The organism is Streptomyces sp. NBC_01003 (genome assembly GCF_045162695.1).
GTDB lineage: Bacteria > Actinomycetota > Actinomycetes > Streptomycetales > Streptomycetaceae > Streptomyces.
Genome location: NZ_CP108707.1, coordinates 1,932,958 through 1,956,725, shown reverse-complemented (window position 1 = coordinate 1,956,725; position 23,768 = coordinate 1,932,958). Strand labels below are relative to the sequence as shown.

29 protein-coding genes and 6 pseudogenes are annotated in these 23,768 nt (G+C 67.8%); 22 read left to right on the top strand and 13 right to left on the bottom strand.

Going from position 1 to position 23,768, the window contains the following annotated elements; translation table 11 throughout:
* Window positions 1-635: 635 nt before the first annotated feature.
* On the top strand, window positions 636-1,064 hold the full coding sequence (locus tag OG698_RS09200) for a VOC family protein (RefSeq protein WP_399973963.1): 429 nt from the start codon (window positions 636-638) through the stop codon (window positions 1,062-1,064).
* A gap of 72 nt (window positions 1,065-1,136) precedes the next feature.
* On the opposite strand, the pseudogene OG698_RS09195 reads toward OG698_RS09200, so the two are convergent.
* A pseudogene (locus OG698_RS09195) lies at window positions 1,137-1,238 on the bottom strand (IS5/IS1182 family transposase); the annotation flags it as partial.
* Window positions 1,239-1,299: 61 nt separating this feature from the next.
* Between OG698_RS09195 and OG698_RS09190 the strand changes: the two are divergent.
* Window positions 1,300-1,446 (top strand): annotated as a pseudogene (locus OG698_RS09190) (transcriptional regulator); the annotation flags it as partial.
* A 231-nt stretch (window positions 1,447-1,677) separates the two neighbouring features.
* On the opposite strand, the gene OG698_RS09185 reads toward OG698_RS09190, so the two are convergent.
* Both OG698_RS09185 and OG698_RS09180 read right to left on the bottom strand, forming a co-directional pair.
* The gene (locus OG698_RS09185) at window positions 1,678-3,102 is read right to left on the bottom strand and encodes a purine-cytosine permease family protein (RefSeq protein WP_406102541.1); all 1,425 of its coding nucleotides are present in this window, start codon (window positions 3,100-3,102) and stop codon (window positions 1,678-1,680) included.
* A 1-nt stretch (window position 3,103) separates the two neighbouring features.
* The gene (locus tag OG698_RS09180) at window positions 3,104-4,264 is read right to left on the bottom strand and encodes a serine hydrolase domain-containing protein (protein WP_406102540.1); all 1,161 of its coding nucleotides are present in this window, start codon (window positions 4,262-4,264) and stop codon (window positions 3,104-3,106) included.
* An 83-nt stretch (window positions 4,265-4,347) separates the two neighbouring features.
* On the opposite strand from OG698_RS09180, the gene OG698_RS09175 reads away from it, so the two are divergent.
* Together OG698_RS09175 and OG698_RS09170 are read left to right on the top strand one after the other, a co-directional pair.
* Window positions 4,348-5,244 carry a LysR family transcriptional regulator gene (locus OG698_RS09175; RefSeq protein ID WP_406102538.1) on the top strand — a complete coding sequence of 299 codons (897 nt, stop codon included), beginning with the start codon at window positions 4,348-4,350 and terminating at the stop codon, window positions 5,242-5,244.
* Between the two features lie 239 nt (window positions 5,245-5,483).
* On the top strand, window positions 5,484-5,705 hold the full coding sequence (locus OG698_RS09170) for a helix-turn-helix domain-containing protein (protein WP_406110929.1): 222 nt from the start codon (window positions 5,484-5,486) through the stop codon (window positions 5,703-5,705).
* A gap of 31 nt (window positions 5,706-5,736) precedes the next feature.
* Here the strand turns inward: OG698_RS09170 and OG698_RS09165 are convergent.
* Both OG698_RS09165 and OG698_RS09160 read right to left on the bottom strand, forming a co-directional pair.
* A pseudogene (locus tag OG698_RS09165) lies at window positions 5,737-5,916 on the bottom strand (hypothetical protein); the annotation flags it as partial.
* A gap of 177 nt (window positions 5,917-6,093) precedes the next feature.
* Window positions 6,094-6,267, bottom strand: coding sequence for a hypothetical protein (locus OG698_RS09160; RefSeq protein WP_406102537.1), 174 nt, complete (start codon window positions 6,265-6,267; stop codon window positions 6,094-6,096).
* A gap of 460 nt (window positions 6,268-6,727) precedes the next feature.
* On the opposite strand from OG698_RS09160, the gene OG698_RS09155 reads away from it, so the two are divergent.
* The 5 genes and pseudogenes from OG698_RS09155 (at window position 6,728) to OG698_RS09135 (ending at window position 8,815) form a co-directional block, all read left to right on the top strand.
* Window positions 6,728-6,895 carry a PAS domain-containing protein gene (locus tag OG698_RS09155; protein ID WP_406102536.1) on the top strand — a complete coding sequence of 56 codons (168 nt, stop codon included), beginning with the start codon at window positions 6,728-6,730 and terminating at the stop codon, window positions 6,893-6,895.
* Between the two features lie 170 nt (window positions 6,896-7,065).
* A complete protein-coding gene (locus tag OG698_RS09150; RefSeq protein WP_406102535.1) occupies window positions 7,066-7,452 on the top strand; it encodes a hypothetical protein in 387 nt (128 codons plus the stop codon).
* 11 nt (window positions 7,453-7,463) lie between these two features.
* Window positions 7,464-7,802 (top strand): annotated as a pseudogene (locus OG698_RS09145) (transposase family protein); the annotation flags it as partial.
* 205 nt (window positions 7,803-8,007) lie between these two features.
* Entirely contained in the window at window positions 8,008-8,388 is a 381-nt protein-coding gene (locus tag OG698_RS09140; protein WP_406102533.1) for a helix-turn-helix domain-containing protein, read from the top strand.
* A gap of 166 nt (window positions 8,389-8,554) precedes the next feature.
* On the top strand, window positions 8,555-8,815 hold the full coding sequence (locus OG698_RS09135) for a hypothetical protein (RefSeq protein WP_406102532.1): 261 nt from the start codon (window positions 8,555-8,557) through the stop codon (window positions 8,813-8,815).
* A 91-nt stretch (window positions 8,816-8,906) separates the two neighbouring features.
* Here OG698_RS09135 and OG698_RS09130 read toward each other — a convergent pair whose 3' ends face one another.
* Together OG698_RS09130 and OG698_RS09125 are read right to left on the bottom strand one after the other, a co-directional pair.
* Window positions 8,907-9,221, bottom strand: a complete 315-nt coding sequence (locus tag OG698_RS09130; protein ID WP_406102530.1) for a hypothetical protein — start codon at window positions 9,219-9,221, stop codon at window positions 8,907-8,909.
* A gap of 397 nt (window positions 9,222-9,618) precedes the next feature.
* Entirely contained in the window at window positions 9,619-9,861 is a 243-nt protein-coding gene (locus OG698_RS09125) for a hypothetical protein (protein ID WP_399974003.1), read from the bottom strand.
* A 356-nt stretch (window positions 9,862-10,217) separates the two neighbouring features.
* On the opposite strand from OG698_RS09125, the gene OG698_RS09120 reads away from it, so the two are divergent.
* The 7 genes from OG698_RS09120 to OG698_RS09090 all read left to right on the top strand — a co-directional run bounded on the left by OG698_RS09120 (window position 10,218) and on the right by OG698_RS09090 (window position 14,326).
* Window positions 10,218-10,433 (top strand): hypothetical protein, encoded by a 216-nt coding sequence (locus OG698_RS09120; RefSeq protein WP_406102527.1) that lies wholly within the window; start codon window positions 10,218-10,220, stop codon window positions 10,431-10,433.
* A 30-nt stretch (window positions 10,434-10,463) separates the two neighbouring features.
* Window positions 10,464-10,676 (top strand): hypothetical protein, encoded by a 213-nt coding sequence (locus tag OG698_RS09115; protein WP_116501074.1) that lies wholly within the window; start codon window positions 10,464-10,466, stop codon window positions 10,674-10,676.
* Window positions 10,677-10,743: 67 nt separating this feature from the next.
* Complete coding sequence (locus tag OG698_RS09110) at window positions 10,744-12,612, top strand: hypothetical protein (protein ID WP_406102526.1); 1,869 nt, start codon at window positions 10,744-10,746, stop codon at window positions 12,610-12,612.
* A gap of 95 nt (window positions 12,613-12,707) precedes the next feature.
* Window positions 12,708-13,385 (top strand): hypothetical protein, encoded by a 678-nt coding sequence (locus OG698_RS09105; protein ID WP_406102525.1) that lies wholly within the window; start codon window positions 12,708-12,710, stop codon window positions 13,383-13,385.
* A gap of 95 nt (window positions 13,386-13,480) precedes the next feature.
* Window positions 13,481-13,780: a transposase gene (locus OG698_RS09100; RefSeq protein WP_406102524.1), complete on the top strand. Its 300-nt coding sequence runs from the start codon at window positions 13,481-13,483 to the stop codon at window positions 13,778-13,780.
* Complete coding sequence (locus tag OG698_RS09095) at window positions 13,780-14,070, top strand: IS3 family transposase (protein WP_406102523.1); 291 nt, start codon at window positions 13,780-13,782, stop codon at window positions 14,068-14,070. Before OG698_RS09100 ends, OG698_RS09095 begins: the two co-directional genes overlap by 1 nt.
* Window positions 14,071-14,083: 13 nt before the next feature.
* Window positions 14,084-14,326 (top strand): hypothetical protein, encoded by a 243-nt coding sequence (locus tag OG698_RS09090; RefSeq protein WP_406102522.1) that lies wholly within the window; start codon window positions 14,084-14,086, stop codon window positions 14,324-14,326.
* An 18-nt stretch (window positions 14,327-14,344) separates the two neighbouring features.
* On the opposite strand, the gene OG698_RS09085 is transcribed toward OG698_RS09090, so the two are convergent.
* A complete protein-coding gene (locus OG698_RS09085) occupies window positions 14,345-14,749 on the bottom strand; it encodes a helix-turn-helix domain-containing protein (RefSeq protein WP_406102521.1) in 405 nt (134 codons plus the stop codon).
* Between the two features lie 222 nt (window positions 14,750-14,971).
* Between OG698_RS09085 and OG698_RS09080 the strand changes: the two are divergent.
* Window positions 14,972-15,163 (top strand): annotated as a pseudogene (locus OG698_RS09080) (transposase); the annotation flags it as partial.
* 447 nt (window positions 15,164-15,610) lie between these two features.
* On the opposite strand, the gene OG698_RS09075 reads toward OG698_RS09080, so the two are convergent.
* Window positions 15,611-16,078 (bottom strand): TrmO family methyltransferase, encoded by a 468-nt coding sequence (locus OG698_RS09075; RefSeq protein WP_406110927.1) that lies wholly within the window; start codon window positions 16,076-16,078, stop codon window positions 15,611-15,613.
* A gap of 404 nt (window positions 16,079-16,482) precedes the next feature.
* Window positions 16,483-16,611, bottom strand: a complete 129-nt coding sequence (locus OG698_RS09070; RefSeq protein ID WP_406110925.1) for a hypothetical protein — start codon at window positions 16,609-16,611, stop codon at window positions 16,483-16,485.
* Between the two features lie 700 nt (window positions 16,612-17,311).
* On the opposite strand from OG698_RS09070, the gene OG698_RS09065 reads away from it, so the two are divergent.
* The 4 genes from OG698_RS09065 to OG698_RS09050 all read left to right on the top strand — a co-directional run bounded on the left by OG698_RS09065 (window position 17,312) and on the right by OG698_RS09050 (window position 21,601).
* A complete protein-coding gene (locus OG698_RS09065) occupies window positions 17,312-19,681 on the top strand; it encodes a SpoIIE family protein phosphatase (RefSeq protein WP_406102520.1) in 2,370 nt (789 codons plus the stop codon).
* Between the two features lie 498 nt (window positions 19,682-20,179).
* The gene (locus OG698_RS09060; RefSeq protein ID WP_326773096.1) at window positions 20,180-20,404 is read left to right on the top strand and encodes a hypothetical protein; all 225 of its coding nucleotides are present in this window, start codon (window positions 20,180-20,182) and stop codon (window positions 20,402-20,404) included.
* Between the two features lie 281 nt (window positions 20,405-20,685).
* Window positions 20,686-21,357: a hypothetical protein gene (locus tag OG698_RS09055; protein ID WP_406102519.1), complete on the top strand. Its 672-nt coding sequence runs from the start codon at window positions 20,686-20,688 to the stop codon at window positions 21,355-21,357.
* A 28-nt stretch (window positions 21,358-21,385) separates the two neighbouring features.
* Window positions 21,386-21,601, top strand: a complete 216-nt coding sequence (locus OG698_RS09050) for a hypothetical protein (RefSeq protein ID WP_406102518.1) — start codon at window positions 21,386-21,388, stop codon at window positions 21,599-21,601.
* 222 nt (window positions 21,602-21,823) lie between these two features.
* Here the strand turns inward: OG698_RS09050 and OG698_RS09045 are convergent, their stop codons facing one another.
* From OG698_RS09045 to OG698_RS09035, 3 genes and pseudogenes are all read right to left on the bottom strand, one after another.
* A complete protein-coding gene (locus tag OG698_RS09045) occupies window positions 21,824-22,240 on the bottom strand; it encodes a VOC family protein (RefSeq protein ID WP_406102517.1) in 417 nt (138 codons plus the stop codon).
* Complete coding sequence (locus OG698_RS09040; RefSeq protein ID WP_406102516.1) at window positions 22,237-22,821, bottom strand: dihydrofolate reductase family protein; 585 nt, start codon at window positions 22,819-22,821, stop codon at window positions 22,237-22,239. The genes OG698_RS09045 and OG698_RS09040 overlap by 4 nt, the downstream gene beginning before the upstream one ends.
* Before the next feature lie 81 nt (window positions 22,822-22,902).
* Window positions 22,903-23,292 (bottom strand): annotated as a pseudogene (locus tag OG698_RS09035) (transposase); the annotation flags it as partial.
* Here OG698_RS09035 and OG698_RS09030 point away from each other — a divergent pair.
* Window positions 23,291-23,623: a hypothetical protein gene (locus OG698_RS09030; protein WP_406102514.1), complete on the top strand. Its 333-nt coding sequence runs from the start codon at window positions 23,291-23,293 to the stop codon at window positions 23,621-23,623. The pseudogene OG698_RS09035 and the gene OG698_RS09030 overlap by 2 nt on opposite strands.
* The last annotated feature ends 145 nt before the right edge of the window (window positions 23,624-23,768 follow it).

The following is a 23,768-nucleotide window of genomic DNA, read 5'->3' as shown; positions in this document are numbered from 1 at the left end:
CCAGTTCCACCAGACATGCAGTCACTTCTTGCAATGCCGGCAGGCTGTGAGACCAAGCTCTTTGGCGTCGTCCTCGGGCATGGACTTCTGGCCCATGGAGGTGTCCTGTTTGCCGTTCAGTGACGGACAGTGAAGGTCGGTGTGGTAAGTGGACCGGTAGTTACCGATACGTACGTGGACATCGCTCATAAGGGCCCCTCGATTGCTTGCCTCAATGGCACGTGATCCGTTCACTTCAATAAACGACCCACCTTGTGGGACGGCTACACCTCGGGGAAACACAGATGGTTGGGGGACCCGGTCGGTCGCCATTGAGTGGCCTCGGGCAACCTCGCACGGTCCAGGGGCGGCCCAGGATTTCCGGAGGCGTCGCAGCAGAGCCATAGCTGAACCCCACAGCTACATCGGCGCCATATCCGGAGCCTAAGGGCTGTCCGGTAACTGACCTTTGGCATGAGGGTGGTTGGTCAGGACTGGATCGTGGTGACCACCGCTGGGCTCACCACTACGGTCACGCCGTTCGTGTGGACTGTCCGGTTTGATCACTTGGCGTCCAAAGCTGCCCAGAGCGCGATGGGTGGCCGCAGATCTACCTGGGGAGATGAGCGGCAGAGTCCGCCTGCTACGGTGCGCCGATGTCAGCGATCAAGAAGTTCCAAGTCACCTTTGACTGCGCAGAACCTGAGCGTCTCGCTCGATTCTGGTGCCAGGTGTTGGGGTACGTAATACCTCCGCCACCAGAGGGGTTTGCCACTTGGGACGATTTCAAGCGTTCGCAGCCACCTGAGCAGCGGGATTCATGGTTCGCCTGCATGGATCCCTCAGGCGTGGGCCCGCGACTGTACTTCCAGCGCGTTCCCGAGGGGAAGGCCGTCAAGAACCGGGTTCATCTTGATGTGCGGGTCGGCACCGGACTCGTGGGTAAGGAGCGCCTCGCCGCACTTGAGGCCGAATGCGCGCGACTGGTCCCTCTCGGTGCGGTACACGTGCAAACGCTGTATGACGGCAACGACGCGTGCATCCCGATGCTGGACATCGAGGGCAACGAGTTCTGTATCGATTGAGCATTCTCTGAGCCGGGGCGGCGGGGAACCGCCTCCCTTGAGTCTCTCCGGCCTCGTATGGGGCGGGAGTTGCCCCGTGAGGGCGAGGTTGTGCAGATGGGCGATGCCCAGCATGGCGTGGTGAACGCCCTCGCCCTTGAGGCGGCAGTTGCGGAGGATCTTCCAGGTCTTCATGAAGGGCCGGGGCGGTGGACGTAGCACCGGGCCCCACTTCTCGACCACTCTGCCCCAAGTCCCCCTGAACCTGCTGCGCGTCCCCGCACCCGAGACCGGCGACCAAGCGATCGTGGAGACCCCTGGCGTCAGCGTCGACATCGTCGTCGAGCCGGATGCGGTGATGAACCACCGCATCCGGCTCGACGCCGCCCGCGCGGCCGCCCCGCTCCGGTGCTCGGCACTACGCACTGCCGAGACCTCACCAGCTTCGCATCGCCGTCCTGATCGGACGGTGACAACGATCCGGAGCATCCTGCCAAGGTCGACACCATCACGACCAGCAGCAGCCCTCATTTCCGCACGCAGCGGGCGACGGCCCCATCGACGCCCATCGGGATCCCTTCGCCTGACCTCGCCGGCGAGCATCCCCGTCGCGGCTTGCGCAGACCTTGGACGCTCAGTCGACCGAAAGCGGCGCGTCCGAGCCGGGTGCCGATGCTCGCGCGCCGACGGGTTGCGCGACCTTTCGGGTACGCCGCGTATAGGCCAGGTACAGCACCGTCGCCACCAGCAGGCCGACGATCCAGGAGATGTCGGCGCCGCCCAGGTAGTCGACCAGCGGCCCGGTGTAGAGGCTGCTGCTGATGAAGGGGATCTGCGCCGCAATGGCGACCAGATAGACAACGACGGCCGGCCAGTTCACCAAGCCGTACTCGCCCCGAGGCCGGAAGAGCTCGCCGATGTCGTAGTGGCCGCGCCGCACGACGTAGTAGTCGGTGAGGTTGATGGCGGTCCACGGCACCAGCAGATACAGCAGGAACAACGTGATGTGCTCAACAGTGCTCAGGATGTGGCCGCTTGCCATCAGCGTGGCTGCGATCGTGAGCGCGGCGCTCACCACGATGAAGACGGCGCGCACCAGCGGCGTCGCCGAGCCGTGGCCCTTGGCCGAGAAGGCGCTGACCGCGGTGAGGTACATACCGTAGTAGCCGTACACGCCGGCAGGGACGATGCCGATGACGATGGCGAGCAGGATGGCCGAGCTCAGCGCCGGGATCTGCTGGCTGAGCATCCCGACGGCATCGTCGCCCACCGCCTCGGCACTGATCGTGGCGGCGAACGCGCCGAGGATCATCACCCACGAGGAGCCGAGTGCCGAGCCGGCGTAGGTCCACAGGAACGTGGTCCGCGACGGGGTGTCCTCGGGGAGGTAGCGAGAGTAGTCCGAGACGTACGGCGCCCAGGTCAGCTGCCACGAGACGAAGATCGATATGACGAGCAGGACGGTGCCGAACGACGGAGCCGGGCCGCTCGGCAGGTGTTCCGGCAAGTGACCGGCCAACGCGATCGTGAGGGCGAGGAACAGCAGCCCCGAGACCACGCTGACCACCCGGGTCGACAGGTGGATGAACTTGTACCCGACGATCGCGATGACCGCCGGGACCGCGCCCTGGATGATCACCGACCAGGTGAACGAGATGTGGGCCCAGTTCGCGAAGGCCTGCCCGGTGATGACGCCACCCTCGATACCGAATCCCATGTACATGCACAGGACGATCACGACCGGCAGCAGTGTGCCGAGGAATCCGAACTGCGCACGGCTCTGGATCATCTGCGGCACGCCCAGACGGGGACCTTGGATCGAGTGGTAGGCCATGAACACGGCGCCGACGAGGTTGCCGATCAGGATGGTGGCGACGGCCCAGGGAAGGTCGAGTCCGAGGGTGACCGCCAGGACGCCGGTGACGAACCCGGTGATCTGCACGTTGCTGGAGAACCAGACCGTGAACAGGTGCCACGGCTTGCCGTGGCGCTCCTCGGGCGGGACGTAGTCGATCGAGTGCTGCTCGATCGATTCGCCGTGTGATCGGTTGCGGTCCATCTCACGCCTCCTGCCGGGTCAGGGCGGCCGCACGGGCGATGGCGCCCAGCGCGTCCAGGTGAGCGGGTGTGTCGGCGACCGGCTGGTCGGTGGCGGAGAACTTCGCGATGACGACGTCGCTCTGCGGGTCGAGCCAGAGGTACTGGCCGAAGATGCCGACACCGTAGAAGGACCCGTGGTCGTCGCCCGGGATCCACCACTGGTTCTTGTAGGTGCCACCCGCCGCCGAGTCGGACTCTGTCGTGGTCGGGAAGTGCCCCCCGCGGCGCGTCCGCGCGATCCAGTCAGCCGGCACCACGGGTGTGCCCTCGCGCCACCCGTCGTCGAGAATCAGGCGCCCGAATCGCGCGAGATCGCGCAGTCGCATCCCCATCCCGGCGCACGCATAGGGCGTTCCGTGGTCGTCGACCGTGACGAAGGCGTCGTCCTCGGCGCCGATCCACGACCAGAGATGTCGCCGCATCAGCTCGCCGTAGCCCGCGCCGCCGGCGCGTTCGAGCACCCACGCGAGGACGTCGGTGGTCCCCGAGCAGTACTGGAAGTCGGCGCCGTGCCGGCCGGCGCCGCGCAACTGGGCCAGGAACGGCCGGGTGCCGACCACGTCCTCGGGCCGTCGCGGCCGCCATCCGGCAGCGCGGTCGCCCGCGTGAACCTCTGCGGTGGGCTCCAGGTACGACATGTCGTAGTGCGGCGCCGCGGTCATGTCGAGCAGCTGCCCCACGGTGGCACCGGCGTACGAACCCGCCGCCAGTTCCGGGACGTACGTCGGGACGGTCGCCTCGAGGTCGAGGAGGTCGGCGGCGGCCAGCACCCCGGCCAGCATGCCGGCGAACGACTTCGAGATGGACATCACGATGTGGTGAGACGCGGAGGTGAACTCACCGAAGTAGCGCTCTGCGAGGATCGTGTCGCCGCGTAGCACGAGGATGCCGTCGGTGTGCGTGCGAGCGAGGAACTCCTCTGCGCTGATCGGCCCCCCTAGGGGGCCCGGCACGGTCAGAAGGTCCCAGTCCAAGGGCTCACTCGCGGGCACCAGCATGCGTGCCGACGCCTCACCGCGAGCGATGGTCGTGCAGGGGACCAAGTCCTCGACCCGGTGCAGACCGAGTCGGTGGTGAGGTGGGGTGAGCCAGTTGCCGGACGAGATGTCTGAGGAGGTCATGGAGGAGATGGTGATCCCGGTCACCTACTCCTGTCCAAGACCTAACTACTACCCATCATGATGCCGTTTCGGCATGATGAGGCATGGAGCTACGACACCTACGGTGCTTTCTGACTGTCGCGCAACTCGGTACCGTCACGGCCGCCGCCAACCAGCTGCACATCGCTCAGCCCGCGGTGTCCCGCCAGATCCAGCGCCTGGAGCGCGACCTCGGCGTCACGCTCTTCCGCCGCAACGGCCATCGGCTGTCCCTCACGGACGCGGGCCGCCACACGCTCGACGTGGCGCACGACCTGCTCACCCGGGCCGACCGGCTGACGACGGTCGCGGGACAGATGGCCGACGGACAGCTGACCCGGATCTCCTGCGTGGCAGCCCCCACCACGCTGGACTACGTCCTCGCTCCGTTCGTCGCCACCCTCGACGACGACGACCCGTTCATCGCCGTCGTCTCGGTCCTCGGCGACGAGGTGCACGAGGCGGTCGCCGCCGGACACGACTTCGGCATCGCCGCGAACGTGCCCCCCGCGGGCGGCCTTGCCTGGCAACGCCTCACCCGCGTGCCGCTCCACGCTTACGTCAACCCGGGCCACCCCTGGGCCCGCGACACCGGCGTCACGCTGGACGAGCTGATGGAGCAGCCTCTCCTCCTTCCGGGCCGAACGGACCCGACGCGCACCGTTCTCGACGCAGCTGTCATCGCGGCCCGCCTCCGGTATCAACGCCACACCGAGGTCCCGTGGGAGCAGATGCGCCACGCCCTGGCGGCAGGGCGGCGTGGCGTCGCGATCGGGACCGAGTTGCCGCGGTTCGGTACGCGACCCGTCCTCGTCCTCGACACCGATGGCGCTCCCGTCCAGCTCCCCATCCACGCATGCTGGAGCCCCGACCACTACGCGGCCGCCGCGCTCGAGCAGTTGGCCACGCGACTCGGCAACTTTGCCGAGCAGGTCGTCCGCCCCGAGGCCGAAGCGATCTGAGGCGCAGGACCGGGTGTGCGGCCAGGGCTGAGGCAAGCTCGGTCTGCGCCTGGCTGGTGGGGCAGTTGGGGTGGTTTCGATCCGCCGCTCGCCGGAGACGGCCGCGGGAAGCACCTACAACTGGAAGAAGGCGATCAACACCCTCGCCGGCTTCAATCTGTCGCCGCTCCTCGCGTAATCGACTGACGCCAATTCCTCGTGCGCAGAACTGATCTCCCGCGCCGGCGGGCTACGTCTGGATCGACGAAGCCTCCCGAATGACCGGACTGGCAGTGAAGACCCTGCACAACTACCGGTGGAAGGGGATCGGGCAGCCCTCGACCAATTACTGCCGGAAGGTCATCTACAGGCTGTCCGACTTGGAGGCGTGGATCGCCGAGCGGTTGGTCCCGGCCGTAGATCCGGAGCGGTTGGGGGAGAGTCGGCCGCCGGAGCCACGCCACCCACCTAGGCGACCGTGAGACCCGCCTGAGCGTCCGGCCGTGAAGTGGATCAGCGGCGGGGTGGGGTGGCAAGGATGGCTGGCCGGATGGCGTGCGGGCCGAAACGGGCTCGGGCCCGGTCGGCGGCAGCTTCGATCCGGTGAGCCTTGTCGTCGAAGGTGTCGAGGAGGAGCCGGCGGTGGGCTTGTTCGGCGGGACCGAGTTGTTCCGCACGTAGGGAGTGTTGTCGAGCAAGGACGTCGGCAGATGTGCGAGCGACCTGGTCGCGGAATTGAGCGACATCGATTACCTCGACCTCGACCATGTCTGCCCGGGATGCCGGCTACCGCTGCTGTCGCAGGAATCCAGGAGCCCGCCGTTGCACCTTGGTTCGGTGCAACGGCGGGCTGCGTCGGCGGGGGTGTTACTACAGCTCCCGCTCGATCTGGTGCTCGCTGATCTTGTCCTCGCTCAGGGTCGCCTCGTTCTGGACGGCGTAGCGAGCCTGCGCCCCGCTGCCCTCGGTGCTGCGGATCTCGCCCCGCTGAAGCTCGTCCTGCTGGTCCCGGTACTCCACGTGCTGTCCCTTGCGGTAAGGCATGGGGATCTCCAAATCTTGTGTGGGTCGACGAGGGCCGGCCCCGCGCGTTCGGCAGCGGGCGCCCCACCCTCTCGGCGCCCGCGACTATCGCCAGGCGCACTCAACAGCCCACCCCCAACTCCGTCCTACGGCAATCACTACGGGCCGAATGGATGATCCTTCGCCCGCCCCGCGTCAACGTCCCCCGCAACGGACGGTGCTACGAGCCCACCACTCTCGAGGCTTTGACCTTCGGCCGGGCAGCCCGGTTGTTCCGCGCCTCCCAGCTCGGCCGATGTGTCCGGCCTTCTCGGGAAGATCTGGCATTCGCGGGCACCGCGCGCACGGCTCCGGGTGCCCGTGCGGCGCCGACGTGCGGATCCCTGATGAGGGCCGCAATCTGGAGGGAAGCGAGCACGCAGGCAAAGATGTGTGGCCAGGTGACACTGTCGGGAGAGAACGGACGGAGGCGATCCGTCCTATGGCTTCCGACGACGCGCTGCTGGTCGTGGACGCGTCGGGAACCGTGCTCGAGTGCACCGCAGATGCAGAAGAGTTCTTCGGCCGTGCGGCATCTGAGGCGATGGGCCGTCCGGCCTGGGAACTGTTCCCCGCCGTGGCGAGGTCAGCCGTCAAGGATCCGTGGTAGAGCAGCGGCGGTACGGGGGCGGAGGAGCTGCTGGTGCGACCGGTGCTCCGCCTGATCTGCGAGCCCTTTAAGGGCTGCCCCGTAATCCCTGTGACCTGCCGCTCGACGCCGCGTACGGTCTGCGGGTGATATCGACGGAACCGCACGAGTGTCCGCTGCATGGGGCGGGGGTGGGCATCGACCGCCTGGCGGGACGTCCCGTCCAGCAGGTCGTGGCCGCCTGGCACCGCCGCGGTTGCGAGGATGCGGCCGGCCCGCTGGAGATCTGGCTCGTCGACGACGTCGGTGGCTTCATCCACATCACCACTGGCTCCGACTGGTGCCTGATCGTGGATGACGCGGCACCCCACGCGGGATACGACCTTGGTGCGAGCGGCTGGGTCGAAGTGGTGGCGAGTGAACGCGGGACGCCGTTTGCCCGCTACGCGCGTGAGGTCGTGCTCGCGGTGGACCAGAGGTTCGACGCCCGCACCGGACGGGTCGGCGTGGAGATCCGCTTCTCCACCGGCAGCGTGCAATGTGGGAGTTGGCGTGGGGACCTGCATCTGGTCGGCTGACTGTCGGTGGGATGTTCTTGGTTGCGGCGTCCGAGCCGTCCTGGACAGCCCCGTTCACCGGGCTGGGCCCCCGCGCCTTCGGCAAGTTGGTTACCCAACTGCGTCGCTAGGGCGCTGACGCCGGCGGCCGGGGCGGCCGACCGTGGACTGTCCTGGAGGACCGGGTGCTGCTGGTCGTCGCGTACTGGCGGACGAACCTGACCATGCGACAACTGGCCCCGCTGTTCAGGGTGTCGAAGTCGGCTGCCGCCCGGGTGACCGACGATCTCGGGCCGAAGCGCGCCCTGCAGCCGCGCCGGTGGTTCGCCAAGGACGCTGCGCTGATCGTGGACGGCACCCTGGTGCCCACGTCATTGATTCCTTTCACCGTGGACAGTGCGAGCCGCACCCCACCCCTGGTGCGTGGCTTTGACCTGGTGCGCTACCTGCGAGCGGCTCACATCGCTTCTCGGTTCACCGGGAAGCCTCTTTCGCGTGATCGTCCCCACACGCACCGACATAGACTCGATCTCGCCCGAACGCGTCAGCTTGTCGCTAGCAGGAAGAATCGATCTCGTGGCCAACGCACTGCAGGAATTGGTGAAGAGCCGGCTGGAGCAGCAGGGCTGGTCCTACGGCGACGTGGCCCGGCGCGGCGGCATCCCGCGATCCACCGTCCACCACCTGGCGACCGTCGCGCAGGTGGCCCGTATGCCGCAGCAAGCCACCCTCGAAGGCCTGGCCCGGGGACTGGAACTGCCCCTGGACTCGGTACGTAGAGCCGCCGCCGAAGCCTGCGGTATCCACCTCTACTTCGAGGACCCCGCCGACGCCACGTCCGACCCAGAGATCGCCACCCTCATCGCCAGCGTCCAACGCCTGTCCGAAGCCGACCGCCGCCACGTCACCGCACTCGTCGAGTCCCTCCTGCGCAGCACCCCCGAGGGTCCCCGCTAGGGGCTTCCCCGCTAGGGGCTTCCCCGCCAGGGGCTTCCCCGCACGGGCGTCCATTGTGTGGCGAAGCATCAGATCGCCGTAAAAATCGTTCCATTGGGGCTATCCTCTCGTCGCACGGGCCGCGTTGAACCGCCCGAAGCCTCCGGGGAGAGAGAGGGGGGCCAGCGTGCTTGTCGTCCATGGAGTGTCCGCGACCGCCGTCGTGCGGGGCAGAACGGGAGAGCCGGTGGTCCTGCTCTCCGGCGAGCTCCCCGAGGCCCTCACCCCCGCCGCCCTCGACGAGCTGCTGAACCTGGCCGCCGCAGTGCTCGACGCCGAGGAGCTGCGGCTGTTCCGGAACTGCCTGTCCGCACTGCACTGCGGCGAGAAACTCGACGAACGCCGTATCGAGGTGAGCGGAGCCGTCCTGACCGTCTACCGAAGCTGATCCCGGACACGGCCGCGGGGCGCCCGGGAGTTGCTCCCGGGAGCCCCGCATCGGGTGCGCCCTACATCGGGTGGCGCCCGATCAGACCGGATCAGAAGTTGCGGTCACAGTTCCTGTAGTCGTTGTAGTCGCTGTAGGCGCGGTAGTTGACGTGGCGGTAGCCCCTCCAGTCCTTGCGGTAGCCGCAGTTGTCGTCCCACCGGCTCCAGTAGTGCCCGCGGTGGTGCCGGTTGTACCGGTAGTCCCCGCACCAGCCGTTGTCGTGGAGGGCCCCCTTGTGCAGGAACCGGTGGGTTTGGGCCGGGGCGGCCGTCGCGGTGGAGGCCAGGGCCGTGCCCGTCAGGGGGATGGCGATCGCTGCGACGGTCAGGGCGGCTGTCGCGGTGGCGCGTGCCAGTTTTCTCACCGTGTTTCTCCTTGTTTCGATGAATTGCCGGATGGCGTGCCAGACATTACTCGGCAACGAACCTCCACTCATTCATCAAACCGGCTATGGACGACTTACCGGACCACAATCGACGTAGGGTTCCGCGGCGCCCCAGACATGCTCTGAGCTTTGCTTACCGGGCATTTCCGGGTCTCGCTTCCGCGGCGGCCGGAAACACTCTTGAGGGTGAAGCAACTCCGGTATGTCGTGGTCGTGTTGCGAGCCACCGTGAAATATCAAAAAGACTTCTGGACCGCCCCGGGTAATGCGTTGAAGAATTCTCTGCCGTTTTCATGAGCGGAGAGTTCTACCCTGCGGAAACGGAAATCTGCCGCGGTGCATTCGCCCCGTGTTGTGCGCAGTCGGTTCAGCGCGGTCAGCTTCGGTAGACGGTCAGGACGGCTCCGCTCACCTCGATACGGCGTTCGTCGAGTTTCTCGCCGCAGTGCAGTGCGGACAGGCAGTTCCGGAACAGCCGCAGCTCCTCGGCGTCGAGCACTGCGGCGGCCAGGTTCAGCAGCTCGTCGAGGGCGGCGGGGGTGAGGGCCTCGGGGAGCTCGCCGGAGAGCAGGACCACCGGCTCTCCCGTCCTGCCCCGCACGACGGCGGTCGCGGACACTCCTGGGACGACAAGCACGTGCACCCCTCTCGCGGAGGTTTCGGGTGGTTCACCCGTCTTGGGGGTCGAGAGGATAGCCGTGGTGGAGCCGCGCAACATGGGCCGAATGGGCCCCAGTTGACCCAATCGGGTGGTAGCGCGACGAGTGTCGGGCGGAGTTCGTGTCCGGCCATTCGCGCTCCCACCTGCCGTTTCCCTCGATGGGTGATGTGTCCGGTGAGGGGCGATGTGCGTGAAGTGGTTGTCCAAGGTTCTTGAACGGTCTACTGTCCAATCTCGTCAGACAGATCGTCCGGCATGAATGGACGTCCGGGATCGGATGTGACCGTCCATGCCCATTCAGTAAAGGAACCACCATGCTCGGCATGCGTGACCTGGACGCGGAGTCCGCAGAGCTGCTGCCCGGCCGTGAGGCCCTGGGCCGGCTGAAGTTCAGCTTCGTCAAGACGACCAACGTGACGCGGCACGTCGCCTACGTCCAGGCCCAGAACAACTCGCTCGCGGTGAACGCCTGCTCCCCCGAGGCCATCGCCCAGTCCGCGGGCACCCAGACCATCAACGTCCACCAGTAACCGACCCTTCATCCCGAAAGAGGTTTCACCATGAACAACGAACAGCTCAACGAGGAATCCGCGGAACTGCTGCCCGACCGTGAGGCCCTGGGCCGGCTGAAGTTCAGCTTCGTCAAGACGACCAACGTGACGCGGCACGTCGCCTACGTCGACGCCCACAACAACTCGCTGGCGGCGAACCTCAACTCCCCCGAGGCCATCGCCGCCTCCGAGGCCAACCAGACCATCAACATCAGCCAGTAACGGCACGCGACGCGTGCGGACCGTGCTCGTGGCGACGCGGTCCGCACCGGGGAGGGAGGGCAGGACGATGGCCGACGGTCAGGGGGCAGCCCATGACCCCGCTCCCATGGGGACGGCGGTCCGGGACGTAGACAAAACGTTTCCCGGGGACGTGTACGAGGAACCGCTCTTCCCCGTCCCGCGACTCGGCGCAGGGCTTCAACGCCTGGGCGAGTACCAGGGATCCGGCTTCACGGAACGCAAGTATCTGGTCCGCCGGGAGGACGGACAGGTGGTCCAGCTCTCCCGGCTGCTCTATCTCGTGGTCGAAGCCATCGACGGCGTACGCGACACCGAGGGCATCTCCCACCGGGTCAGCGGTCGCTTCGGGCGCGAGATCAGCGCGGACAACATCCACTACCTCGTGGAGCGCAAGCTCGAACCGCTCGGCCTCACCGTCCCGTGCGAGCAGGCGGACGAGCAGGTAGTCGCCGGTCCCCGGTCCGACCTCCTCCTGGTCCTCAAGGGCCACCGGGTGATCTTCCGCGAGCGGCAGGTCGCCCGTATCGCCACGGCACTGGCCTGGCTGCACCGGCCCTCGGTGGTGGCCCTGGTGCTAGCGGCAGTGACCGTGCTGGACGTCTGGCTGTTCGGCTACCACGGCGCAATACAGCCGGTGCTCCAGGTGCTGGAGCAACCCGTCCTGATGCTGGCCGTCTTCGCGCTGATCGTAGCCTCGCTCGTGTTCCACGAGTTCGGTCACGCCTCGGCCTGCCGGTACGGGGGCGCGCGCCCCGGAAGCATCGGGTTCGGCCTCTTCCTGATCTGGCCCTCGATGTACACCGACGTCACCGACGTCTACCGCATCAACCGGGCCGGCCGGATCCGCACCGACCTGGGCGGCGTCTACTTCAACGTCGTCTTCATGCTGGGGCTGGCCGGCGCCTACCTCCTCACCGGCCAGCCCTTCTTCCTCGGCGCGGTCTACCTGGTGCACTTCGAGATCCTCGAACAGCTGATGCCGGCGGTCCGGCTGGACGGCTACTACATCCTCGGTGACCTCGCAGGGATCCCCGACCTCTACGGCAAGATCAAACCCATCCTCCTGAGCATGCTGCCGGGCCGGCCGGTCACCCCGGAGGTGGCCGGTCTCAAGCGCTCCGCACGGGTCATCGTGACCGTCTGGGTACTGACCATGGTGCCGTTGATCATCGCCGAGCTCGGTTACGTCCTGTGGAACCTCCCGCGCCTGCTCGCCACCGGGCTGCGTTCAGTGGCCGAGCAGGCGACCGGAACCTGGTTCGCCTTCGCCGACGGGCAGATCGCGGCCGGACTCGTCGGCGTCGTCGGAGAGTTCATGATCCTGTGCCCCTTGGCCGGCGCGGGGTATCTCACCGTGCGCCTGACCGGGCGGCTCGTCCGGGCAATCCGGCGCGCCACCGAGGGAAACCTCCGGCTGCGCCTGGTCATCTGCGCCGGCGTACTGGCCGCGGCCACCGCGCTCAGCGCGGCATGGCTGGGCGGGATGACGCCCAAGCCGCTGCCGCCGCAGCCGCCCATCGTCCCCATTCTCCAGCCCGGTGTGCCAACGCTCCGCGCGGCGGAATCGCCGTCGGCCTCGGACGAGGCGCCGCAGGACGACGCCCAGCCGGACTCGCCCTTCCTCACCGGCCCGTCACCGGAGGCGAGCCTGCTCTCGCCGACGCCCGATGCCAGTCCGTCCGACGAGGCCGACACGGCGAGCGATTCCCCCTCGGCCGAGGACAAGACCAAGACGGCCTCCCCGACACCCAAGAAGGCGACTTCGAGCCCGACCCCGAGCCGCAGGCAAACTCCGGCGCCGTCCGGCCCCAGCCCCTCGGTCGGTACGCCGAGCGCTTCGCCGTCGGCCCCGCCCTCGACAAGCCCCTCCCCGCCGCTGCCCACCGAGAGCTTCCCCGACCCCTTCACCTGGTGAATCCCGGGGCCCCAGGGCCCCCGATGAACAGCCCTGAACCCCGGTGAACCTCCCCGGCCCCGTGCCGCTCATACACCCGCAAAAGGAGAACTTCAGTGAGCCACCGAAAGCCACGCACCGGCACCGTCGGCCGGACGGCCATGCGCCTGGGCATGCTGACCACCGTCTGCCTGACCGGCCTCGCCACCGTGACCCCAGCAGGTGCGGCGAGCGGATCCCGCATCACCAGTGGCGTCGGCATCGCCGTGGACGAGGCACGGTCCCTCGCCAACCCCAGACACCGCGTCGACCACGACGAGGAGTTCACGATCCATCAGCTCGGCACGGTCGTGGGCGCCGGCGTACGCAACCGGGCGATCGCCCGCTCCGTCGGCTGTTCGATCGACGCGCCCTGCCGGTCGATCGCGCTGTCCTTCCAGGTCGTCACCACGAACGGGGCCGCGCGCCTCAACGCCTCGAACACCAGCAAGGCCGTCAACGACCACTGCGAGGGCTGCGAGACCTTCGCCGGCGCCTACCAGTTCATCGTCTCGACCCCGTACCGGTTCACACTGAGCTCGACAACCAGAAACAAACTCACCGGGTACGAACGGCGACTGGCCGCGCTGGAACGCAGTCGCGAGCCGATCGACGTCGTCAAGGGCCACGCCGACGCCCTGGCCGCCGAGATCGTGAGCCTTCTCCAGCAGGGGGTGGCGGCCGCGCCGCACGGCGAGACCGTCGACCCACTGGGCCTGCGGCCCACCGTCACCCTCCGGCGCCACATCGACTAGCCCCCGGCGCTCCGGGCCCACGGAACCCACCGCCTCCCCGGGCCCGGGCCTGCTCTCCCGGACCCGGGGGCCGACCTCCCCCTGAGATAACGCCCATGCGACCCACGCGATACCCGCCCGAACTGCGCCGCAAAGCCCTGGACCTGCTCGCCGACGGCGAGCCCGTGAAGAGGGTCGCCGTCGCTCTCGGCCTCAGCGACCAGACCATCTACCAATGGCGGCGCCGACACCTGCCGCACCTCAGCAGAGGAGCCCAGCCGTCCACGGGGACGGACCTCAGGGCCGCACGCCGGCGAATCGCCGAACTGGAATCCGAGCTCGCCGCCCTGCGGCGCGCGACCGATCTGCTGCGCGATGTGGTGTCCCCAAAAGGCGATTCGAGGCAGTGCACGTGATGGCCGGCGAAGGGCTGCCCGTGCGGACCGCCACCCGGGCGCTCGGGGTGACCGAGTCCGGCTACTTCACCTGGCGCGCCCGCCATCCCTCCGCCCGGTCGATCCGTCACACCTGGCTCACCGAACTCATCACCACCATCCACGCCGCCTCCGGCGGAACCCACGGATACCGGCGCATCCATAGCGAACTCACCCGGACGTACGAGATCGCCGTCAGCCACGGGACGGTGGAACTCCTCATGCGCCGGGCCGGTATCCAGGGCCGCACCGGTGACGGCACCCCTTCCTGAGAGGACCCGGAACATGACCCTGGAACACCCCACGCCCCCGCTGCCCATCTCCGCGATGCTGCGCCCCCAGATGCGCATGGAGGGGGACCTGCCGGCCACTCAGGCGCACCAGGTGATGCTGCACTGTGCCCTGGACGGGGCCTGTATCCCGGCACGGATGACCGACCTCCGCGCCGTCACCCGGATCGCCGAGCTCGACTACCAGACGGTGGCCGCGGTGATCAGATGGCTGCGGATCCTGGGTGACGGGCGGTGAACGGCCCGACGCCGCCCATCAGTTGCCGGAGCCGGAGTCTGTGGGGGCATCCGGGTCGGGGGTGCTGCGCAGGAGGGACTCGACGAGTGCGGTGACGTGGCGGCGGTCGGCTTCGGACAGGCGTTGGACGCTGGCGATGAGGGTGGCGATCTCCGGGTCGGACGTGGCGTCGGCGGGGTCCTCGAAGTAGAGGTGGATACCGCAGGCTTCGGCGGCGGCTCTACGTACCGAGTCCAGGGGCAGTTCCAGTCCCCGGGCCAGGCCTTCGAGGGTGGCTTGCTGCGGCATACGGGCCACCTGCGCGACGGTCGCCAGGTGGTGGACGGTGGATCGCGGGATGCCGCCGCGCCGGGCCACGTCGCCGTAGGACCAGCCCTGCTGCTCCAGCCGGCTCTTCACCAATTCCTGCAGTGCGTTGGCCACGAGATCGATTCTTCCTGCTAGCAAGGCGGTTGAGCAAACACTCTTGAGCGGCTTGCCATCAGGTGCTACGGGGGACTGGCGTCCAATGTCGTTGGACACTCTGTCCGGCGGGCACCATCACCGCTGGGTTCAACGCTTCGCGGCCTGCTCCGTCACGCCCGGCGCCCTCGCTTCGCTGCCTGCCGCTTCACGTCTGCTGCCCCCGCAGCAGCCCCCTCCCCCTCCCGCAAGGGCATCGAGTCCAGCGGACGCCTGGGCCGCCGCAGGTGGGTCGCCGAACGGGCCATGGCGTGGCTGACCGGCTACGGCAGACTCAGCCACCGCCACGAATGCCACCCCTCCAACCACCTGGCCATACTCGGGCCGGCAGCCGCACTGTGCTGCTACAAACGCGTCCTCCAACTCGCCATGTAGGACGCGGTCTTGGCTTGATCTCCAAGTTCGGGGCGAAGACTTCGCGACGATCACCATCGATGTCCCTTGCGGGTGGGCTTGATCCGCTTTGGCGGACATCTGAGATCAGGGGTTCAGCGCCGGGGGATGTCCATCATGGAGAGCATGGGGAAGAAGAAGCCTCGGCCTTGCTGTTCGTTCACGCCGGAGTTCAAGGCAGAGATCGTCGAGGTGTGCCGTCGCGGTGACCGCTCGGTTGATCAGGTCCCCAGGACTTCGATCTGACCGAGACCGCGGTGCGGCTGAAGATCAGCCAGGCCGAGGTCGACGACCGTAATGGCCGACGGTCTGCAAGACCCGGAAGATCCCTGTTCCTGGACCTGCCACACGATCCGGGCAGATGGCCGATGTGTAGGCAGCCTGCGCGCCTGGCCGAACGTCGATCTGATCCGGGCGCGGTGCCTCGGGCTACTTCTGGGTCCAGTAGTCGGCCAGCATCTCCCCGGGCCAGTTCGGCTCTCGCACTGGCCCTCGGGGGCCCATCTCATCGAAATACGGCGAGAGGTCGTAAATCTTCGTTCCCACCACTGCGTCCAGGTCGGCGACCCGGAGGCGAAGGCCGTCGACCTGTAGCAGCCTGGGGAACGACTGCGCGAGCTGGTTGGGCCTCCGGTGATTGCGGTGGGCGAAGGTGCCGGTAGCCGGCCAAGCGCTGTTCCCGCGCGGGCTTCGGGCGTGGTACTCGACGTCGTCGGGCGAGGCCTTGTCGAAGTGCCACACGACGACCAGGTGCGAGAACTCATCGAGACCCTGCACGGCGTCGAGGGGGAACCTCGCATCGAGCTCGATCACCGACTCGATGCCGCCCCAGTAGTCGTCGGCGACCTCCCTGCGCCCTTCGATGACTTCCCCGATCGGCTCGATCCCCAACGACATGTCCCAGCCCTTCGACTCTGCGCCAACGTCGTTGTGGATCAATCTACTTCGGACAGGCACGTCGGCCGCCAGGGCATCGAGAGTTCCGACAGCTTGGAGGCCACGCCGGTGGTACGGCGTGAGCAACCGCCGCATGTCCTGGACGGCCTGCCTCACGTCCCGAGTGGATGCCGTCCTCCATGGCGTCCAGGACCCTGGTCCACGTTGCGCAGGCCTCTTCGACGCTTCTCTGTCCGGGCCCTGTCTTGCTTGCTGGTCATCGCCGATCACCTTCGCAAGGTGGGGCGCCCCTGCGACCCGGACGGCATCTCCCCCCGTCTCGGTGATCCTCCCCAGAGGCCAGCACTGGTCGCTCCAGCCCGCGACGGCCGGACCGGCATCCAACACGCCTCCAGCACACGTAGTTAAGCTGCGTCGAGCTTGCAGCGGGCACCGCCGGGACCCTTGGAGACCAGGCCCGGCCGACCGCTCGAAGCCAACGCCCGCCGCCAGCGGTTCGCCGACATCCGAGTCACCCGGAACCACTGGGCCACCTCCCGGTCACCGGCCCCCGCCTCGCTCAGATCAGCGGCCGCCGACCGGACTCCCTCGCGCCGAACCCGCTCCTCGGCCGTCAGCCCTCCGCCATCGGGATACCTCACCCCTCAGGCAAAGCGCAGCACACGACAGGCCGTCACCAGCCCACGTAACCCACACCTTCACAGATCTCCAGCTCTGCTCTTGGTGGAGAGCTCTCGATGGGTGAGGCTGTCGCCATAGGAATGCGCCTGGTTGCCGACAAATCCGTCGGGGGCAGTATGAAGTCCATCGGCCATTTCATTCCAGAGGAGCACCCGAAGAGCTCGCCGACACGCTGAAGAGCCGCTTCCGGTGACTCCCCGTGGTTTTGCCAAGCGCGTTCGGTGAGCAGGGCGAGCCTTTCAGGCTGCTGCTGGGCGATGCTGGGGAGGCTCCGGCGCACGTGGAGGTGACCCGGTGAGCGCGGGGGCCCACGGGCTCGCTGACGCACTATTTCGTGGTCACGAAGAGCAACCCGCCGGAGTTCAAGGCGGACGTGATTGCGCTGTACCAGTCGCGCTCGGAAGCAATGATCAGGTTGGTTGCGGCTTCACCGCCACCGCATTCTCCGGCCCTCGATGCGACAATGTGTGCGTAGGTCGTGCCCGTGGATGGGATGACGCTATGGGCTTCGGTAGTGAAGCGGGCGGTGAAGATCCGTTCAAACCTTTCGACATGGCAACTGCGGCTTTGCTGATGGTGGACAGCCATGGCGTGATCGCGGGCTGGAACCAGGCCGCTCAGGATCTCCTCGGGTACACCGCGGCCGATGTGCTGGGGCACTCCGTGACAACCCTGCTCCTGGACGAGGGCGATCTGCCTGCCGTGCAGTCACGGCTGCGAGGGGCGGAGAACGGCTGGGAGAGCCCCCTCACAGTGCTCCACCGTGAGGGGCGTCCCGTGGAACTCGCGGTTCGTGCATGCCGGCTTCACGCGCTCGGTGGGCAGCGTGAGTGGCTCGTCGCCCTGCGGGACGCCGCTGCGCTGCGCGAGGACGAATGGCATGAGGATGTCGCGTGCAGCCTGCTGCAGCAGTCCCCGCTGGGTGTCGCCGTGCTTGACACGGACCTCCGGTACGAGTGGGTGAACCTTGCGATGGCTCGCCTTGACGAGGAGGTGTGCGGCGCCGCCACCAGTCCGGCCCCCGGTGCGGAGCCATCGCCGATCGTTGCACGCCAGGCCAAGCAGGTACTGAAGTCAGGGCAGGCGCCGGTGGCTCTGGAGAACATAGCGCCGGTCCGGGTGTCCGGCCGGGAAGACGGCGGTCACGTCAGGCTTCGCTCCTCCTTTCCATTGAGCGGCGCTGACGGCAACGTGCTCGGGGTCTGTCACGCCGTCCTCGACTTCAAGGGTCAGGACCCGGCGCGCGAACGGCTGACGCTGCTCAACACGGCCGGTGAGCACATTGGCACCACGCTGGACCTGGACCGTACGGTGCACGAGCTTGCCGAGATCTTGGTGCCCTCCGTCGCGGACTTCGTGGCGGTTGACCTGCTCGAAAGTGTCCATGCGCCGATGGACCTGACAACGAGATCCGCCGAGTCTTCCGACCCCCTGTGCCGTGTGGCCCACCTCTCGATCCAGGAAGATCGCCCCGAAGCGGGAGTCGAGATCGGCGCGACGCCGCATTACCCCAAGGAGTCGCCCCAACGACGCTCCCTGGCCACTGGACAGCCAATCCGCGAGGTGGTTCGCCCCTCGACGCCTTGGCTCGCGAAAGACCCACTGCGCTGGACAAGGCTGATCGGGCTGGGCGTGCACACGCAGATGGTGGTACCGCTGCGGGCACGCGGCATCAATATGGGCGTCGTCACCCTGCTGCGTTGGAGGAATCCCCGCCCGTTCGACGAGGACGACCTCCCCCTCGTCGAAGACTTGGTGGGCCGGGCCGCCGTGTGCGTCGACAACGCCAGGCGTTACACACGCCAGCAGCAGGCGGCGCTGACCTTGCAGAGGAGTCTGCTGCCGCAGGACCTGCCCGATCTCAGTGCCGTCGAAGCCGCCTACCGGTACCTGCCGGCCGACACCGAAGTGGGCGTCGGCGGTGACTGGTTCGACGTCATTCCGCTCTCGGGTGCCCGAGTGGCGCTCGTGGTGGGCGATGTCGTCGGGCACGGCATCCACGCCGCGGCCAGCATGGGACGGCTCCGGGCGGCCGTGCAGACCCTCGCGGACCTTGATCTGCCCCCGGATGAGCTGCTGACCAAAGTCGACGACCTCGTGGTGCGTCTCTCCGACGAGGCGGAAGCCACATCCGACGGGCCCGTCGTTATCGGCGCGACCTGTGTCTATGCCATCTACGACCCGATCGCCCGCACCGTCACCATGGCCCGCGCCGGACATCCCACCCCCGCGATCGCGCACCTCGACGTACCGGTCGAGTTCCCCGACGTTCCCGCCGGGCCGCCGCTGGGGCTGGGCGGCCTGCCCTTTGAGTCGGCAGAGATCCCGGTCGAGGAGGGAAGCATCATCGCGCTGTACACCGACGGGCTGATCGAAGCGAGCGACCGCGACGTTGATGTCGGATTCGAGCGCCTGTGCTTCGCCCTTGCTCACCCTGACCGCCCGTTGGACGAGATCTGCGACACCATGGTCAGAATCCTGCTGCCCGATCGTCCCTCTGACGACGTTGCCTTCCTCATCGCACGTACCCGCGCCCTGAGTTCTGACTCCGTTGCCGCCTGGGACGTGTCCGCCGAGCCGTCCGCCGTCCACGAGGCGCGTGAGAGGTCCGTCAGCCAACTTCGGGTCTGGGGAATGCAAGCGGCCGCCTTCACCACCGAGCTGATCGTCAGTGAACTCGTCACCAACGCCATCAGGCACGCCTCCGGCCCGATCAGCCTGCGGCTCATCCGCGAACACGTGCTGATCTGTGAGGTCTCGGACGCCAGCAGTACGTCTCCGCACATGCGACGCGCTTCGAGCATGGAGGAGGGAGGTCGCGGACTGTTCCTGGTCGCGCAGGTGGCCCAACGCTGGGGGACCCGCTACACAGCCGACGGCAAGACGATATGGGCCGAACAGCCGCTGCCCGCCTCTGTCTGACCGTCAAGCGCCGTTCCAGGGGATATTCGGCGTGAGCATTTCGTGGATGCAGCGGCGCAGCCCGCTGTTGGAGTCCACCGGTGGGACCTCGCAGCGGAACGGCTCGTCGCAGAATCGAACCTGAGTGACGAGCAGCGCGCCGAGGTCGTGACGGAACTCGCGAAGGCCATGATCGCCGGGACCACCCCTCCAGCAGTGGATACCGCCAACGGCCCGAACGGTGATGCTGGGAACACGAGGGCCTGGTCAAGTCTCCCGAGTTTGGTGGCCGGTCGGCGGTCTCGGCGCGCGCTTCGGTCCGGCTGCCGCGAGGGTGGCGGCCGTAGCCGCACGCGAACGAGCCCCCGACCCGCCTGGGGCGGGGACTTCTGTTGCTCAGGTCTTGCTCAACTCTCTTCACCTCTGGCCGGATCACGGTGAAGATCACCTCACCACGGGCGATCGCGTGGTGTGGCCGTCGTCGTGCGGTCCACGAAGAGCAAGCATGGGGGAGCGGCAATGGCGAAAGCGGTACGGGCCTCGCTGGGGGAAATGTGGATCACGTGTCAGGTCTGCAAGAGCGACCAATTCCGTGAGCGAGGCGTGAAGTTGAACAGCACTGGTGGGGAGCTGTTCAATCTGGCCTGGGCTGATGAGACCGCCACGGGGCTGATCTGCTGGCGCTGCGGTTACGTGCACCTCTTCGTCAACCGTGAGATCCAGTTGCACCGCGTCAAGAAGTGACTCATGGGGTGCGTCGCGTCCATCGCGGCAGGCGGCGCCCCTCGCTCAAGATCCTGAGACGTGGCCATCGAACTCCTTGACGATCTGATCGCACTGGAAGGCACTGCGTGGACTGAGCAGTGTCGGCCGTAGGTCACGAGGATCCGAGCCCCCTCCTCGTGCCTCGAGGCGGGGGCTCATTGCTGCCCACTCAGCCGTTACGCACCAGTTGCCCCGTACGCCCCGCAAGGGCCGCGCCAACGCGGGAAAATCTCCTCCTCGCGCTGCTGCACCAGGGGGACATGATGGCCAGTCAACCGCCACACCCTGACGAGGACGACCTCGCCCGGTTCCACAACGGCGACACCCTCGACAACATCCCCGTCGTCCGGCTCCCCGCTCAGGCGACCTCAAGCAAGCGCCGGCGGCACTTGCTCCATGCGCCCGTGGCTCTTGTGCCGGTCATGGCCATCGTCGGCACGTTGGCCGGCATCGGCGTCGCCGCCCTCATGGACGGCCCGACAGAACCACCGGCCGCAGCGGCCGGGGCGCCGCACCGGACCACGGCCGCGGTGACCGCTCCGACGGCGACGGCATCGACGCAAAGCGCGTCCGCCACTCCGTGGGTCGAACCGTCCGCTCCATCCGCGCCGATGAACGCGACGGGGCTGGAGCGAATCCTCGTCACTGCCGCACCGCCCACGGGTGGCGACCCGTCAACGACGTACTGCCTCACCTATCCGGACGCGGCCGGCGGGGAGCGGCGAGAGGCGAGGCTCCTCTCGAACGTGCTTCCCTCGCAGTGCATGGACATCCTCGTCGACTCCAGGGCCCAGGTGACCAACGTGTGGGCACCGAATCCGATCACATGCGAGGGATCCGCCCGCCCCGCAGAGGTCACGTTCACCCCCGAGACGGAGCGGGGCGGCGGCGAGGAATTGTTCACCTGCCTGGTCCGCCGCATCGGAACGTAGGTGCCGGCGGGGACCTCAAGATCTCGGGGTGGCTATCGAACTCCCTGACGATCTGATTGCGCGTGAGCGCACCGCGTGGACTGAGATCCAGGAGGGGCGCCTCACTGTCGCGGCAGCGCTCGCCGTGCACGAGGCGACGCCGGCCTTCGCGGCTCGCGAGGACGTGGAGGCCACGCGGCTCGCCATCGAGGAGCGGCTCAAGCGCCTCGTCCGCCACCCCGAGCCCGAGGCCGCAGCGGCCTGACAGGAGAATCGCTACGCCGCGCCGTCGGGCCACGCCTTCAGTTCGCCCCCACGACCCGTCCGTGGCCTGTTCGGCCAGTGCGACGCGGGCGCCCGGCATGCAGCCACAGCTGCCTGTCCATGACCGGAACTTCCGCTCGGCGGTGTCGTGGCTGGCCCATCGGCCGTCCATGATCAATCCGTCTGCGGCCGTTGTGGGTGCCGGAAAGTAGGTCCACGCAGGTCATGCGGAGAAGTCCGCGGCGGTGATGCCGTCGGAGTGTCCGGGCGGCCACTCCACCAACTCGATCCGGTAGCCATCCGGGTCGGTGAGCCACGACGTCTTCGGGCCGCGAGGACCGCCCGGGTACTGGACAGGTCCCGGATCCAGGCCGGCGGCGGTCAGCTGCCCCAGGGTGGCGGCCAGTGCGTCCACCTGGATCGCGAGGTGGTCGAAACCGCTGCCCACGTCGACGCGTCCGCCGACGGGACGGTGGACCAGTTCGAGCGAGGCCGCCGTTTCGCCGGAGAATTTGAGGATCGCGAGGCGACTCCCGTCGCCGCCGTCGACCCTGCCCAGCTCGACGTAGCCCAAGGCGGTGTAGAAATCGAGCGAGCGGTCCAGGTCGGTGACGCGGTAGGCGACGAAGAGCGTCTTCATGTGGTCTCCTCGGGTCGACGGACCCGGTAGCGGAGGTGCGTGACGTCGCGGTCCTCGAGCCGTCGCACGAGGTCGAGTTCGATGTGATCACCACCGAGGTGGTCGAACAGCCGTCGGCCTTCCCCAAGGAGGACCTGAACCAGGTGGATCTCCATCTCGTCGATGTGTCCGGCTCGGAGGAGCGCTTGGGCCGCGCCCGCCCCATGGACCATGACCGGCCGGTCCTCGGCGGCCGCGCGAGCCTGACGGGCGCAGTCCTCGACGTCGGTGACGAATCGCGCGTGGCCGGGTGGCACGTCCCCGTCATCCACATGGTGGGTGAGGACGAAGATCGGCACACCGTCGTGATGGTCGCCCTGCCAACGCCCGGCGAGTTCGAAGGTCCGACGGCCGGAGATCACCGCGCCGGTCGCCAACGCCTCGCGATAGACCTGTCCGCTGGGACCGTCGGATTCCCGGTCGTCGAGCCAGTTGAAAAGACGTCCACCAGCGCGTCCGAGCTCCTGGCCCGGTCGATCGTCCGGACCGGCAATGTAGCCGTCGAGCGACATCGACATGTACAGCCGAATCGGATTGCTCATTCTGGCCTCCATCTCTCCTCCATGACGTGGGGATGCTTCGCGTCCCGCTCCGTAGGGGCGGGAAGGTCACAGTGGAAGACTTCAGACAGCATGCGAACTCATCGACCTGACGAGGCGTAAGTCAAGATCGGTTGAGGTGGTTGAGGCTGCGTGAGCCTCGGAGCGTTCGACGAGCCGACCGCGCTCGAAGCGGGCGCCAGCCCGCACCAGGACGACCGGGTGGGGTGTGTTCACGGCACGCCGGCGGGCCTGGACGGACTCGATCAGCTTGAAGACCACAGCGAGGGCTGCCGCTTGGGAGCCAGCGCCCTTGGTGCCCTTGGTGACCTTGGTGCGGAGGTGCACGGTGGCGGAGGTCGATTCGATCGGGTTGGTGGTCCGTAGGTGGATCCAGTGCTCGGCGGGGAAGTCGAAGAACGCCGGCAGCTCGTCCTCGTCGTCGACCAGACGCTTGACGACCTTGGGGTATTTGAGTGTCCGTCACGACGATTCACCGGCGGCGTTCCCGGGCGTACGCGCCACGGACGTCCACGCTCGACACCAACTCCCGCATCCCCCCGCGCCGTTGCCCGTGCATCCGCACCCCGAACAGACCCCTGTCTACCCGGCGGCGCCCGGAGGCCCCGACCCCTTCGCGCCGGACCAGCTGGCGTCCGATGCAGCCGCCCGCGCCCAGGCCCTGCTCAGCAACGGCCGCGATCCGGTGGCGGAGCTGACGCTGTGTCAGGACGCGGGGTCCGGCTCGCCGCTGCCCGCCCGGGGTTCCGGCCTCACCGCCGGCTCCCGCTCGCTCTGCGTGTAGCTCGCCTCCGCCGCCGACCGCCGAACTGGCCCGCGCTCGCGGCCTGGCGGCAGGGTGGCATCGAAGGGCTCGTCGTTCTCGAGGATCCTGCGACCCGCCGGCCGGACGCTTCGACCGCGCCCGCCCGCTCCTCCTCGCCGCCGAC